The organism is Ruegeria sp. HKCCSP346 (assembly GCF_017872595.1).
Taxonomy (GTDB): domain Bacteria; phylum Pseudomonadota; class Alphaproteobacteria; order Rhodobacterales; family Rhodobacteraceae; genus Ruegeria.
Genome location: NZ_JAEDOT010000004.1, coordinates 146,431 through 161,090, shown reverse-complemented (window position 1 = coordinate 161,090; position 14,660 = coordinate 146,431). Strand labels below are relative to the sequence as shown.

14 protein-coding genes are annotated in these 14,660 nt (G+C 58.5%); 1 reads left to right on the top strand and 13 read right to left on the bottom strand.

All coding sequences use genetic code 11. The features are described 5' to 3' along the window. Positions 1–12 precede the first annotated feature (12 nt). The 11 genes from I9185_RS13625 to trpS all read right to left on the bottom strand — a co-directional run bounded on the left by I9185_RS13625 (position 13) and on the right by trpS (position 9,571). On the bottom strand, positions 13–981 hold the full coding sequence (locus tag I9185_RS13625) for an ABC transporter permease (protein WP_171634895.1): 969 nt from the start codon (positions 979–981) through the stop codon (positions 13–15). Next, on the bottom strand, positions 981–2,075 hold the full coding sequence (locus I9185_RS13620) for an ABC transporter permease (RefSeq protein WP_171634892.1): 1,095 nt from the start codon (positions 2,073–2,075) through the stop codon (positions 981–983). The genes I9185_RS13625 and I9185_RS13620 overlap by 1 nt, the downstream gene beginning before the upstream one ends. A gap of 1 nt (position 2,076) precedes the next feature. Then, positions 2,077–3,606, bottom strand: coding sequence for an ABC transporter ATP-binding protein (locus I9185_RS13615; RefSeq protein ID WP_210093322.1), 1,530 nt, complete (start codon positions 3,604–3,606; stop codon positions 2,077–2,079). A gap of 95 nt (positions 3,607–3,701) precedes the next feature. Further along, a complete protein-coding gene (locus I9185_RS13610) occupies positions 3,702–4,700 on the bottom strand; it encodes a BMP family ABC transporter substrate-binding protein (RefSeq protein WP_171634886.1) in 999 nt (332 codons plus the stop codon). Between the two features lie 139 nt (positions 4,701–4,839). Then, positions 4,840–5,274, bottom strand: coding sequence for an N-acetyltransferase (locus I9185_RS13605; RefSeq protein WP_209834646.1), 435 nt, complete (start codon positions 5,272–5,274; stop codon positions 4,840–4,842). Then, positions 5,271–5,861 (bottom strand): tRNA (adenosine(37)-N6)-threonylcarbamoyltransferase complex dimerization subunit type 1 TsaB, encoded by a 591-nt coding sequence (gene tsaB, locus I9185_RS13600; RefSeq protein ID WP_210093321.1) that lies wholly within the window; start codon positions 5,859–5,861, stop codon positions 5,271–5,273. The genes I9185_RS13605 and tsaB overlap by 4 nt, the downstream gene beginning before the upstream one ends. Further along, positions 5,851–6,414, bottom strand: a complete 564-nt coding sequence (locus I9185_RS13595; RefSeq protein WP_210093320.1) for a NifU family protein — start codon at positions 6,412–6,414, stop codon at positions 5,851–5,853. Before I9185_RS13595 ends, tsaB begins: the two co-directional genes overlap by 11 nt. A 69-nt stretch (positions 6,415–6,483) precedes the next feature. After that, positions 6,484–7,077: a 2-hydroxychromene-2-carboxylate isomerase gene (locus I9185_RS13590; RefSeq protein ID WP_210093319.1), complete on the bottom strand. Its 594-nt coding sequence runs from the start codon at positions 7,075–7,077 to the stop codon at positions 6,484–6,486. A 9-nt stretch (positions 7,078–7,086) separates the two neighbouring features. Continuing rightward, positions 7,087–7,542, bottom strand: a complete 456-nt coding sequence (locus I9185_RS13585) for a universal stress protein (RefSeq protein WP_171634880.1) — start codon at positions 7,540–7,542, stop codon at positions 7,087–7,089. 77 nt (positions 7,543–7,619) lie between these two features. Further along, positions 7,620–8,483, bottom strand: coding sequence for a branched-chain amino acid aminotransferase (locus I9185_RS13580; RefSeq protein WP_171634878.1), 864 nt, complete (start codon positions 8,481–8,483; stop codon positions 7,620–7,622). 59 nt (positions 8,484–8,542) lie between these two features. After that, positions 8,543–9,571, bottom strand: coding sequence for a tryptophan--tRNA ligase (gene trpS, locus I9185_RS13575; protein ID WP_171641678.1), 1,029 nt, complete (start codon positions 9,569–9,571; stop codon positions 8,543–8,545). An 86-nt stretch (positions 9,572–9,657) separates the two neighbouring features. On the opposite strand from trpS, the gene I9185_RS13570 reads away from it, so the two are divergent. After that, positions 9,658–10,344, top strand: a complete 687-nt coding sequence (locus I9185_RS13570; protein ID WP_171171106.1) for a rhomboid family intramembrane serine protease — start codon at positions 9,658–9,660, stop codon at positions 10,342–10,344. Here the strand turns inward: I9185_RS13570 and murJ are convergent, their stop codons facing one another. Both murJ and I9185_RS13560 read right to left on the bottom strand, forming a co-directional pair. Next, positions 10,345–11,886 carry a murein biosynthesis integral membrane protein MurJ gene (murJ, locus tag I9185_RS13565; RefSeq protein WP_210093318.1) on the bottom strand — a complete coding sequence of 514 codons (1,542 nt, stop codon included), beginning with the start codon at positions 11,884–11,886 and terminating at the stop codon, positions 10,345–10,347. It abuts the gene before it with no gap. Then, on the bottom strand, positions 11,883–14,645 hold the full coding sequence (locus I9185_RS13560; RefSeq protein WP_171635164.1) for a [protein-PII] uridylyltransferase: 2,763 nt from the start codon (positions 14,643–14,645) through the stop codon (positions 11,883–11,885). The genes murJ and I9185_RS13560 overlap by 4 nt, the downstream gene beginning before the upstream one ends. Positions 14,646–14,660: the final 15 nt, after the last annotated feature.

Genomic DNA, 14,660 nt, shown 5'->3' with positions numbered 1-14,660 from the left:
GAACTGGCCTTATCAGCGCTCTTTGACGTAGGGTTCTCCGCCCGCCCGAGGTGGGATGGCTTTGCCGACAAACCCGGCAAGAATCACCACCGTCAGGATATAGGGCAGGGCGTCCATCACCTGCACGGGAATCACGACGCCACCCAGGTCGATATTTTGGAACCGCAGCGCGATCGCTTGCAGCAGACCGAACAGCAAGCAGGCCCACATGGCATGCCACGGGCGCCACTTGGCAAAGATCAGCGCGGCCAAGGCGATAAAGCCACGACCGGCGGTCATTTCCTTGACAAATCCTGCCTGCAAGGCCGTAGCCAGATAGGCGCCTGCAATACCGCACAGCACACCACAGATGGCGACAGCGGCGAACCGCAGGCCAACAACCGAGACACCGGCGGTGTCCACTGCGGCAGGGTTCTCACCCACCGCCCGCAGGCGCAGACCGAACCGGGTGCGATACAGAATCCACCACGTGGCCGGAACCATCAGGAACGCGACATAAACCAGGATCGAGTGGCCCGAGAGCAATTCGGAATAGATGGGACCAATAATCGGCACACCGCTGAGGGACTCGGCGAATGGGAAGTTGATCGGTTCGAACCGGCCCCCGCCAAACAGGGAGGGTGTCCGCCCACCTTGCTGAAACCAGCTTTGCGCGACCAGGACAGTCAGGCCCGAGGCCAGAAAGTTGATGGCCACGCCCGATATCAATTGGTTGCCCCGAAATGTTATCGACGCCAGCCCGTGCAGGCCCGACAGCAACAATGAGGATGCGATACCGGCCAGCAGGCCCAGCCACACGGACCCTGTGACAGCTGCGATTGCAGCCGAAAAGAACGCTGACATCAACATTTTGCCTTCGAGACCGATGTCGAAAATCCCGGCCCGTTCCGAAAACAGACCGGCCAGACAGGCAAGCAGCAGTGGCGTGGACAGGCGAATGGTCGAATCCAGAACCTGAATGAGGGTTACGAAAAATTCCATCACTCAGCCCTCTTCCGCATACCCAGGAACAGCTTTTCAAGCGGCATGCGCACCATGTTGTCCAATGCGCCGGTGAACAGGATGACCAATGCCTGAATGACCACGATCAGTTCCCGCGGAATCGAAGCCCACAGCGCCAGCTCGGCGCCGCCCTGATACAGAAATCCGAACAAGAGCGCGGCCAGAAACACGCCGAACGGATGTGAACGCCCCATCAGAGCCACGGCGATGCCAATGAAGCCCGCGCCCTCGGTCGAGTTCATAACAAGTCGCTCGGCTTCGCCCATGACGTTATTGATGGCCATCAGCCCCGCCAGTCCGCCGGAAATCAGCATCGCGACAATCGTGATGCGCACAGGTGAAATACCGGCATAGACAGCGCCAGTCTCGGAATGGCCGTAAGCCCGGATTTCATAACCCAGACGCGTGCGCCAGATCAGTGCCCAGACAACGACGCAGGCAAGCAATGCGATGAAAAAGGTGATGTTCGCCGGGGCGCCGCGGAAAACAACGTTCTCTGCGGTCGAGAACATTTCCTGGAAAGAGGGCAGATGCACGCTTTCAGAGAACCGCGCGGTGGCCGGGTCCTGCGACCCTTGGGGGCGCATGACATTGACCAGCATGTAATTCAGGAAAGCAGCGGCGATGAAGTTGAACATGATCGTGGTGATCACGATATGGCTGCCGCGCTTTGCCTGAAGATAGGCCGGAATGGCTGCCCAGAGCGCGCCGAACAGCATCGATGCCGCACAGGCGGCAAGCAAGGCAATGCTCCAATGCGGCCAGTCGACATAAAGACAGACCATGGCCACGCCCAGCCCGCCCAGCATCGCCTGACCTTCGCCCCCGATGTTGAACATACGGGCATGGAAGGCGACGGCCACCGCAAGACCGGTAAACATGAAGTTTGTCGCGTAATATAGCGTATAGCCCCAACCATAGGTCGATCCCAGCGCACCAGTGACCATCAGTTTGACGGCTTCGACAGGGTTTTCGCCAATGGCGAGGATGACCAGCGCCGAAAGGATTGCGGCCAGTATCAGACTGATCAGCGGGATCAGAACGACATCGGCCCATTTAGGCATTTTTTCCATGTTACGCGGCCTCTCCCGCAACACCGGCCATCAGAAGGCCCAGTTCTTTTTCATCTGTCTCATGGGGCAGGCGTTCTCCCATGATATGTCCGTCAAACATCACCGCGATCCGGTCCGAGAGCGAGAAGATTTCTTCCAGTTCGACCGATACCAGCAGGATTGCCTTGCCCTGATCACGCAGCGCGACAATCTGTTTGTGAATGAACTCGATGGCGCCGATGTCCACGCCCCGCGTGGGTTGCCCGACCAGCAACAGGTCGGGGTTGCGTTCAATCTCGCGGGCGACAACGATTTTCTGCTGGTTGCCGCCCGAGAAACTCTTGGCTGCCAACCAGGGATTGGGCGGGCGGACGTCGAATTTCTCGATCTTGGCTTCGGTATCGGCGCGCAATGCAGCGTTGTCCATGAATATACCGCGTTTATAGGCCGGGTCGCGGTGATACCCGAAGGCCACGTTTTCCCAGGCGTGGAAGTCCATGATCAGGCCTTCGCGCTGCCGGTCTTCGGGCACGTGGGCAATGTGTTGCGCGCGGCGGGCCTGACCATCTGATCCGGCCCCACTCAGTGCCAGCGGTTCGCCGTTCAGCTTGATCGTGCCCTGTCCGGGGCGCATTCCACCAAGAACTTCCAGCAGTTCGGATTGACCATTGCCCGCCACGCCGGCGATGCCGACGATCTCACCTGCGCGCACGGTCAGGTCGATGTTTTTGACCCGTTCAACGCCCGCCGAATCAAAAACGCTGAGATTTTCGATCTCGAGAATGGGTTTGCCGGGCGTCGCGGGCACTTTGTCGACTTGCAGCAGAACCTTGCGGCCGACCATCAGTTCGGCCAACTCCTCGGGGCTGGTCTCGGATGTTTTGACCGTGGCCGTCATTTGCCCGCGCCGCATAACCGACACCGTGTCGGTGTTTTCCATAATCTCGCGCAGTTTGTGCGTGATCACGATGACTGTTTTGCCCTCGGACCGCAGTCGGTCGAGAATGCGGAACAGCTGATCGGCTTCGGCTGGGGTCAACACGCCGGTCGGTTCGTCCAGAATCAGAATTTCGGCCTTGCGGTACAGTGCCTTCAGGATCTCGACCCGCTGCTGCATCCCCACGCCAATCTCGTCGATGCGCTTGTCGGGATCGACGAACAGTTCGTATTCTGCCTCGAGCTCTTTCAGCTCTTTGCGGGCTTTTGCCAGTGATGGCGCCAGCAACCCGCCATCCTCGGCGCCCAGAACGATGTTTTCCAGAACTGTGAAATTTTCCACCAGCTTGAAATGCTGGAACACCATCCCGATGCCCGAGGCGATGGCCGCCTGGCTGTCCGGGATGTCGGTCTTTGTCCCATTGATCCAGATCTCACCTTTGTCGGCTTTGTAAAAGCCGAAGAGAATGCTCATCAACGTGGATTTGCCCGCGCCGTTTTCACCGATGATCCCATGGATCGTACCGGGTGCAACGCTGATCGAGATGTCTTTGTTGGCCTGAACTGGCCCAAAGGCCTTGGATATCCCTTTGAGCTCAATGGCTGGGACGGTCATGTCTTGCCCTCAACTGCCGAGAAACCCATCCAGCTGTCCGCTCGGATGGCGAAGTGGGTGGCGAGGCGGAAGGCACTCTCCCGCCCCGCGCGTAATCAGAACTGCAGTGCCGGGCAGCTGTCGTTCTCGTAATAGCTTACAACATTGATGTCGCCGTTGATGATCGCCTTGCGGGCTTCGTCGACGGCGTCGCTCATGCGAACCGAAACAAGCTCTTTGTTGTTTTCATCCATGGCAACGCCAACCCCATCTTCGGCCAGACCCATGGTGAAAACGCCGGTTTCGACGTTTTCGCCTGCTTTCATCGCTTCATAAACAGCGACGTCCACACGCTTCAGCATCGAAGTCAGCACTTTGCCTGGGTGCAGGTGATTCTGGTTGCTGTCCACACCAATCGACAGGATGTCTTCGTCAGCTGCAGTTTGCAGAACGCCTACGCCGGTTCCGCCGGCAGCAGCGTAAATCACATCAGCGCCCTGGCTGATCTGTGCTTTTGTAAGCTCCGAACCTTTTACCGGATCGTTCCAGGCAGCAGGCGTTGTTCCTGTCATGTTGGCAACAACATTGATGTCTGGGTTCACGGCCTTCGCGCCCTGGGCATAGCCGCATCCGAAATGGCGAATCAACGGGATGTCCATGCCTCCGATGAAACCAACGGTGCCGGATTTCGACGCCATGGCGGCCATCATGCCGACGAGGTAGGACCCTTCGTGCTCGGCAAAGCCAATCTGGCGGATGTTTGGAGCGTCCAGCCAAGTCACGTCAACAGCGACGAATTTGGTGTCGGGGTAGTCACTTGCAACAGCGGCCAGGGCGTCAGCGATTCCGAACCCCATGGTGATGATCGGATTTGCACCGGATTCCGCAAAACGGCGCAGGGCCTGTTCGCGCTGCGGTTCTGCCTGAATTTCGATTTCCAGATACTTGCCGCCGGTTTCATTCGCCCAGCGCTGCGCGCCGTTATAGGCGGCTTCGTTGAAGGACTTGTCGAACTTGCCGCCCAAGTCAAAGATCACGGCCGGCTCGGCCAGAACCGCTCCGGCTGACATTGCGACCGCAGCGGCAGCACCCATCAAGGATTTCATCAGGGTCATTTCAGTCTCCCAATATTATTTTGTTGGCACAGGGTCAGATTAGCCCCGTTCACCCACTTTTAGCGAGCATAACTGTTGTGATGGCGGGTATTAAGGGGGTTTGCAACCACCATGGTCAAATGAATTCTGACCAAATGGTCTAAAAAACGGGCGATTGCCGTTGGGGCAGGCGGCATTCCATTACAAGTGCATCAATTTTTTGGCCCGTTTCGCGTGCATAGTACGCCTTGCGCAGCCCGCACTGCCGATATCCGCATCGATTGTACAGGGAGATGGCCGCAATGTTGTCGGCCGCGACATCCAGAAAGGCACGGGTTGCCAGCAAATCGATCGCCTGATCATGCCATTCCTGCATGAGTCGAAGTGCCAGGCCCTGCCTTTGAAACGAAGGGTGGGTCGCAATTGTCAGCAACTCGGCTTCGCCCGCAATCACCTGAAACAGTGCAAAGCACCGGGAATCTCCGACGGCATAAGTAAAGCGGTTTTTAAGAAGGGCGGCGAATTCGTCTTCTGTCCAGCCGCGCGATTGCGAAAACGCTGCGGCATGGGTCGATGCCATCTCGTGCGGTGTCATTCGTTCAGCAGGACAGGGGGTGTATCGCGGGACGGAGCCGCATCGGCGGGCCTTACGTACAAAGGTGCAGGCGGCAAGCAGGTGCGATCCCAGCGCCGCGCGGCCAGCCGGGCGATGGCTTGTGCCAGCAAGGCAGGGTCAGAGCAGGAATACAACTGCCCGCCAAGTTCCGCTTCGGCCCGAGGCAAGAGACACGGATCGGCACCGGGCATTTTCACATAAACATGGTCGCGCGGGGCAGGGATCGCCGGTATCTGCCCGTCTTCCGCCAGCTCACCCAAGGCATCGAAGCCGGAAACTCCGACCGCAGGGATTTCAAGCCCAAGTGCAAGACCGCGCGCGGCCGAGACCGAAATACGGATGCCGGTGAAGTTACCTGGCCCTATCCCAACGCCGATCGCGTCCAAACCGGCCCAATCACATCCGGTTTCCGCCAGCACGCCTTCCAACAGCGGAAACAATCGTTCGGCTTGTCCGCGTGACATTGCTTCGGCACGAGACGTCACGATTTCGCCATCACGCAACAAAGCGGCCGCGCAATGCGCGGCCGATGTGTCAAACGCCAGAATCGTCGGGTTAGACGGCAACAGGGCGAACCTCGGTCACTTCCGGAATGTAATGGCGCAGAAGGTTTTCGATACCCATCTTCAGGGTCAATGTCGAAGACGGGCAACCCGCGCAGGCCCCCTGCATGTGCAGATAGACCACGCCGCGATCAAACCCGTGGAACGTGATATCACCCCCATCCTGAGCCACGGCAGGACGCACACGGCTGTCCAGCAAGTCCTTGATCTGGTTGACGATATCAGCGTCCTCACCAGAGTGCTCGGCATGGCCCGAGGCCCCGGCGGAATCTGCGCCCATAACAGGCTGGCCGGATTGATAATGCTCCATCACCGCGGCAAGAATGGCCGGTTTGATGTGGTCCCACTGTACGTCGTCCGATTTGGTAACGGTGACAAAATCGTTGCCAAAAAACACGCCAGTCACACCGTTGACCGCAAATATGCGTTTGGCCAGAGGCGATTTTTCGCCCGCTTCCGCAGTTGGGAAATCCGCTGTTCCAGCTTCCAGCACCGTTTGGCCGGGCAGGAATTTCAACGTGGCCGGATTGGGGGTGGATTCGGTCTGGATGAACATGAGGGCGCTCCGTCTGATGTGCTTCTGATATGCGCGCAGGCGCACGGGAAGTCAAGATTTGGAACGATTCTAAATTGCGGAAGAGTATTCTAATGCGTCATCCAGACGGTCATCGCCCCAGAACAACTCTTCCCCGGCCAGAAAACTTGGTGCACCAAACAGACCAAGCGCCTTGGCGCGGGCAGATTGTTCAAACAGGGCCTGTTTTATGTCCGTGTCCCCTGCGCGGTTCATCACGCTGCTGTGCACCCCTGCTTCGTCGAGGCAGGAGGCCAGAACGCTGTCCTCGGAGATATTCTGCCCGGCGCCGAATTCGGCGCTGAAGACGGCCCGAACAAACGCCGCCCGTTCCCGATGATCCTCGATGGCCAGAACCAGACGCGCTGCCCTGAGCGAATTCTGCGGAAAAGGATCGGGCTTTGCAAAAGGAAGCCCGCGCGCCTTGCACAGACGTTCCATATCGCGCCACATGTACCGGCCTTTGGCCGGATACAGGTTGAAAGGTGAGGTGCGCCATCCCTGTTCCGCGAAAATCGGACCCAACAGGAACGAGTGCCATTCAATGGCGACGCCTTTGTCTTGCGCGGCCGCTTCGATCCGCATCGCGCTGAGGTAGGAATAGGTCGAGGCGAATTCGAACCAGAACTGTATCGTCTTCGCCATCGCCGCTCCTCAGGTTATTTCTTCCAGTTTCTCTTTGCTCAGATTACCTGGAACGATCGTGATCGGAATCGGCAGGCTACCCGAGTTCTTTGTCAGTTGAGTCACCAACGGACCGGGACCTTTCTTGTCGGTCCCCGCCCCAAGAACAAGAACACCAATCTCGGGATCGGACTGAACATGTTCGATGATCTCTGGCACGGGATCGCCTTCGCGAATGGCCAGTTCAGGTTCCACGTTCTGTTTGTCCCGCATCCATTTGGCAAACACTTCGAAATGCGCGTGGATACGTTCGCGGGCTTCTTCACGCATGGTTTCGGCCACACCGATCCAGTGATTGAACTCGTCAGGCGGGATAACGGAAAGGACCGTCACACCACCTCCGGTATGGGCAGCCCGCATTGCGGCAAACCGCATCGCGTTCAGGCATTCGCGGCTGTCATCCAGAACGACTAGGAACTTACGCATGGGTATCCTCTTTAGGTTTCCGGGATCATGCCCGACCGATCGCGCGCTGGCAACTCGGGCAAGCCTGGGGCATTGCGCTAGCGTTCGCTTGCAGCCCAATCCCAATAGAGCGCGCGGGCACGGCGAGCAATAGGACCCACCTGAAATTGCGTATCCTCCAGCGCAGTTACCGGTGTGACCTTGCTCATGTTTCCGGACATGAAGACCTCGTCGGCCTCGTGGAAATCCTCGAAGCTCAGAACCGTTTCGTGGACCTTCACACCATCCGCGCGCAGGTTTTTGATATGCCGGGCCCGGGTAATGCCGGCCAGGAAAGTTCCGTTCGGGATCGGTGTAAAGACTTCGCCATCCTTCACCATAAAGATGTTGGCCGTCGCCGTTTCCGCTACATGCCCCATCGCATCGGCCACCAAAGCGTTGGAAAAGCCTTTCGAGCGTGCCTCTTGCAGCATGCGGGCGTTGTTGGGGTAAAGGCACCCCGCTTTGGCGTTTACGACCGCGCTTTCCAGAACCGGGCGGCGGAAGCGCGTGGTCGACAGAGTGGCCGACGAGGTTTCCGGGGCCATTGGGATTTCTTCCAGGCAGATGGCAAAACCGGTGCTGTTTTCCTGCGGGACTATTGCCGTGCTGTCACCGTCGATTCCCCAGTACATCGGACGAATGTAAACGGCTGTGTCCGGGCTGTAGGCCTGCAACCCTTCGCGTACCAACTCGACCATCTGTTCGGTCGTCATGGTCGGCGTCAGCATCAAGGCTTCGGCTGACCGGTTCACCCGTGCGCAATGGGCCTCCAGATCCGGGGCCACCCCGTCAAAATACCGCGCGCCATCAAAGACCGAAGATCCCAGCCAGGCGCCATGATCCGCCGCGCGCATGATGGGTGCGTCCCCCTCATGCCATTGGCCTTGAAAATAGGTCCGGATGTTCGTGCCGGTTGCCATGACGCCCTCCTTTGATTCAGGCAAACCCTAGGAGGGCGTCAGGCGAAGGTCCAGTGCAATCAGCGTGATGCGGCGCCGACCATGCCAACGATTTCGTAGGTCTTTTGCAGGATCGGAGCAGCGATTTCACGTGCGCGCTCGGCACCGCGGGCGAGAATCCGGTCAATCTCGGCCTGATCCCCCATCAGACGTGACATTTCGGTCGAGATCGGAGCCAGTTTCGCCACTGCCAGATCGGCCAGCATCGGTTTGAACTCACCGAACTGCTTGCCGCCTACTTCGGACAGAACCTGTTCGATGGTTTGATCGTTCAGGGCCGCGTAAATATTGACCAGGTTACGCGCCTCGGGGCGGTCCTCGAGCCCTTCGGCTTCTGACGGCAGAGCATCGGGGTCGGTCTTGGCTTTGCGGATTTTCTTGGCAATCGCTTCGGCGTCATCCGTCAGGTTGATCCGGCTCATGTCAGAAGGGTCGGATTTCGACATCTTCTTGGATCCGTCCCTCAGGCTCATGACACGTGTGGCCGCACCTTCGATCACTGGCTCGGTGACGGGGAAGAAATCGACGCCGAAATCGTTGTTGAACTTGATGGCGATGTCGCGGGTCAGCTCAAGATGCTGTTTCTGGTCTTCGCCGACCGGTACGTGGGTTGCGTGGTAGATTAGAATGTCCGCAGCCATCAGAGCAGGATAGGCAAACAAGCCAAGCGAAGCGTTCTGCTGGTTCTTGCCGGCCTTGTCCTTCCACTGGGTCATGCGCTGCATCCAACCCATACGAGCAACACAGTTAAATATCCAAGCCAGTTGCGCGTGTTCCGGCACTTGGCTTTGATTAAACAAAATCGATTTTTCGGGGTTTAGTCCAGAAGCGATGTAACCGGCACAAAGCTCCCGCGTTGCATGCTGTAACTCGATTGGATCTTGCCAGACCGTGATTGCATGAAGATCGACCATGCAATAGATGGTTTCAAATTCCTCGCTTTGCATTCTCACCCAGTTCCGAAGCGCACCGAGATAATTGCCGAGGTGCAGGTTACCCGAAGGCTGTGCGCCGGAAAACACGCGGGGCGTGAACTGGGTCTCGGTCATCAAAGGGAACTCCTGTCTGGAAAAATCAGCCTCCGTCGCTTACCCATGAGGCAAAGGGACGTCAACAGCCGCGAAAGGCCATCCCAATGAGCAGTGAGCATTACACACCCGCCGTTAACCCGTTGCCGCCCGTTGTGGTGGCGCTGGTTCTGTTCATCATCGGCGTCGAACTGGCCTTCACGCTGGGATCGCGCGGTTTGATCGGAGGACCGGCGGCCGTGGGTTGGCGTCTGGACGCGATACAGCACTATGCCTTCTCGGCGGATATTTTCGATTGGATGGTGCTGAACGGGCGTTGGCCGTTCGAACATCTGGTCCGGTTCGTGACCTATCCCTTTGTATCCGCCAACTTTACGCAGGCGATTTTTGTCTGTGTCTTCGTTCTGGCGATGGGAAAAATGGTTGGTGAGGTTTTCGGTGGTGTCCCCATGCTGCTGATCTTCGTCGTCTCGGGGATTGGCGGCGCGTTGAGTTATGCCGTTTTGCTGGACCCGCGCTATCCCCTGATCGGAGGGTTTCCACCTGTTTATGGCCTGATCGGAGCATTCACGTGGTTGTTGTGGCGCAAACTGTCGCTTGTGGGGGCAAATCAGGCGAGGGCGTTTCAGCTGATCGCCGTTCTGATGGGTATTCAGTTCCTGTTTGGTCTGATCTTCGGCGGAAACGCGGAATGGGTCGCCGATCTGGGCGGGTTTGCCACCGGCTTTGGCATGTCATTTCTGGTGGCGCCGGGGGCCTGGGCCCGGATCGTCGGGCGCATCCGCCGCGATTGATCAGGCCCGGCGCAAGGCGCGTTTGAACTCTGACAATTTGAACGCTCCCAGGACATGACCAAGACAGAAATACGAGACGGCGGCGACCACGATCAGGACCAAAAGCGCAAGATAGCGCCAGCCGGGAATGTCCAGCGTCCAACCCAAGAAGTGGATCAACGCAAACAAGACCGCGCCCATGCCGACCGAGGCCAGAACGATCCGTCCCGAACGTGCCCTGAAACGGTCATCGAAACGCGCTTCTTCGCCCATGCGACGTGCCCCGATCGCCAGAAGAACAACCATGGCCCAGCCGGCAGTTGACGCGGCAATCGCAGGGGCGATCCAACCCACCAGCGGAAATAGGCCAAACGCCAAGGCCGCGTTCACGACCATTGCGACCACCGCATAACGGAACGGGGAACGCGTATCCTCGCGCGCGAAGAAAAGGGGTTGCAGCAGTTTTTGCAGCATGAATGCAGGCAGACCGATGCCATAAATCGCGACCGCCAGCGCTGTCGCAGCGGTATCCTCGGGACTGAACTGTCCCCGTTCGAACAGCACCGAAACCAGCGGGTTCGGGATGATCAGGAACGCCACGGTCGACGGCAGCGTCAACAGCAGCATAAATTCCCCGGCGCGGGAAAACGCGTTGCGGGCTCCTTCCTTGTCGTCGACGCGCAGGCGGCGGGACAGGTCTGGCAGCAGGACAATGCCAATGGCGATTCCGACGACGCCCAAAGGCAGCTGGTACAGGCGATCCGCGGCAAACAGCCAACTCACGGCCTTTTCAGTCTTTGATGCCACCAGTTGTCCGACCACCAGATTGACCTGCGTAACCCCCATGGCCAAGGCGGCGGGAACCGCGATGCGGACCATCCGGCGCATCTCGGGCGTCAGGTGGGGCAGGCCGGGTCGGATACGGATACCCGCACGCTCGGTCGCCACCCAGACCAGCACCAGTTGTGCGACGCCGGCGACCGGAATGACCGAGATCAGCCATCGTATCACCTCACCGCCAGTGATGGCCCCGGCGATCAGCGCGGTGCAGGCAAAGATGTTCAGCAAAACAGGTGCCGCTGCGGCCGCTGCGAACCTGCCGGTGGCGTTCAATACCCCCGAAAATAACGCCGCCAAGGACATGAAAAGGATATACGGGAACACGACATAGCCATAGTCCACGGCCAGGCCGAAACGTTCATCCCCATGGAACCCTTCGGCCGTCAGCCACACCAGACCCGGCATGAAAACCATGGCCAGCCCGACCAGCGCCAGAACGGCCACGGCCAACAGATTGAACGCATCCTGCGCGAACCCCTGGGGGTTCTCGTCTGCCTCCAGCCGTTTCGAGAACATGGGCACAAAAGCCGCGTTAAACGCGCCTTCGGCGAAAAAGCGGCGGAACATGTTCGGCAGGCGAAAGGCCGCGACGAAAGCATCCATCACCGGCCCGGGGCCGATGAAGGCGGTCAGCAGAATTTCCCGCAGAAACCCCAGTATTCGACTGGCCAGCGTCCAGAAGCCGACCGTAAACAGGCCTGAAAACAAACGGATTTGCTTCATGAGGCCGCACGCTCGGCGCCTTCGGTGATCGCCTTGCGCAGCTTGGCCTCAAGCCCACGTTGCTTGTTTTCCGAATGATATTTCAAGCCGAACATATCCTTGACGTAAAACGTATCGACCACCTGTTCGCCATAGGTCGCGATCACGGCATTGGCGATGTAAACATTCGCTGCGGCGAGGGTCCGGGTCAGATCAAACAGCAGACCCGGACGGTCGCGGGTGTCCACTTCGATGATCGTGTATATTTCAGAGCCGTCATTGTCGAAGGTGATATGCGTTGGAACGTTGAAGGCACGCTCGCGTTTCTTGATCTTGTCGCGTGATTTCAACGCCTCCTTCGCAACCACTTCGCCGCGCAGCGTCTTGTGGATCATCTGCGTAAGACGTGGCAGGCGTGAGGCTTCAAACGGGTGCCCTTCGGCGTCCTGAATCCAGAATGCATCGGTGACATAGCCGTCTTTGGTCGTATAGCTGCGCGCATCCACGACATTCGCGCCGACCAGGGCAAGCGCTCCGGCAATGCGGGCAAAGATACCGGGGTGGTCGCCCATTGCAAAACAGGCTCGGGTTGCGTCGCGATCCTCGTCCGGTTGCAGGCGGATCTCCATCGCGCCGGGGTCGCCGCTTTGTTCCAGCGCACGCAGCATGTTCGCAAACTCGACATGTGTGGCCAGATTGAGACCCTGCCAATACGGGTCATAGTGGCGCCCCGTCTCGGATTTGAGATCGGCCTTGGACCAGGCCGCCAGTTCGGTGCGCAGGGCCTTTTTTGCCTCGGCGCCGCGATTGGCGCGGTTGAGGTCCTCCATCCCGGTCTCCAGCGCGCGCTTGGTTTCGGCGTGAAGGGCACGCAAAAGCGTGGCTTTCCAGTTGTTCCAGGTGTTCGGTCCCACGCCGCGAATGTCGCAGACGGTCAGAACGGTCAACAGATCCAGCCGTTTGACGGTTTGAACTGCCTTGGCGAAATCGCGCACTGTGCGGGGGTCTGAAATGTCACGTTTCTGTGCCATGTCGGACATGAGCAGGTGATAACGCACCAGCCATTCGACCGTTTCCGAATCTGCTTTGTTCAGGCCCAGTCTTGGTGCCACCTTGCGCGCGATCTGTGCTCCAAGAATCGAGTGATCCTCGGGTCGCCCCTTCGCGATATCATGCAGCAACAGGGCGACATACAGCACCTTGCGGTTGACCCCACCTTTCAGAATCGAAGAGGCAAGAGGCAGCGATTCAATCAACTCTCCGCGTTCGATCTGGGCCAAGTTCACGATGCACTGGATGGTATGCTCGTCCACCGTATAGCTGTGGTACATGTTAAACTGCATCATTGCCACGATGGGCTCGAATTCGGGCAGGAAGGCTGACAGCACACCCAGTTCGTTCATCCGCCGCAAGGCACGCTCTGGGTTGCCGTGTTTCAGCATCAGGTCCAGAAAGATGCGCCGCGCCTCTTTGTCATTGCGCATTTCGTCGTCGATCAGATGCAGATTTGCCGCCACCAGACGCATGGCATCCGGATGGATCAGCATTCCTGTTCGCAAGCCTTCTTCGAACAGGCGCAGAAGGTTTACCTTGTCGGACAGAAATTTGTCAGGGTCCGCTACGTCCAGACGACCGTGAACAACCCGGTATCCCGCTTTGATCCGCCGGCGTCTGCGGAAAATGCGCTCCAGCAATGGTGCGCCTTTCACGTGCAGCGCCTCAAGCTTCGTCAGAAAAATCCGCGTCAACTCGCCCACACGCGTGGCTTCGCGGAAATAGCGTTGCATGAACACCTCGACCGCCCGGCGACCGGCGTGATCCTCATAGCCCATGCGCGCGGCGACCTCGACCTGCATGTCAAAGGTCAGTTGCTCGGTGGCGCGACCCGTCACCAGATGCAAATGCGAACGAACGGCCCAAAGAAATTCTTCGGCCTGAACGAAGGTCTTGAACTCTTCCGGGGTGAACAGACCCAAAGGCACAAGTTCGGCCACGTCCTGAACGCCATAGATGTACTTTGCGATCCAGTAGAGGGATTGGAGGTCGCGCAACCCCCCTTTGCCCTCTTTCACGTTGGGCTCGACCTTGTAGCGTTCTCCCTGTTTCAGGTGCCGCTCATCTCGTTCGTTCAGTTTGGCTTCGATGAACTCCCGCTCGGTTCCTTTGAACAGCTCGGTTTTCAGGCGCCGTTCAAGCTCGTCGGCCAGCGCCTTGTCACCCGCCAGATAACGTTGTTCAAGCATTGCTGTGCGGATCGTGAAATCCTCGGTGCCCAGCCGAAGGCAGTCTTTGATCGTGCGCGAGGAATGCCCGACCTTAAGCCTGAGATCCCAAAGGATATAAAGCATCGATTCGATGACGCTTTCGGCCCAGGCCGTGATTTTATAGGGGGTCAGAAACAGCAGATCGACATCCGAAGAGGGCGCCATTTCACCGCGCCCGTATCCGCCAACGGCCAGTACGGCGATCTTTTCACCTTGTGTTGGCGTCGCAAGCGGATGCAGGCGCGTGCTGGAGACCAGCATCGCGGTTCCGACCAGCTGGTCCGTCAGGTAGGTATAGGAGCGGGTCAGCGCGCGCGCGTCGAACGGACGCTCGCTGAAGGCATCGGCAATGGCTTTGCGACCCGCTTTCTGAGCGTCGCGCAGAATGCGCACTGTTTCAGAGCGCATTTTGCTGTTGTCAGAGCTGGTCTCGAACACCTCGGCCAGCGCATCATTGACGCTGACGCTGTCAAAGATGTTTTCGGCAGGGCAAATTAGCGCGCCATCCGGCGCCATGGTCTCGCCCGATCG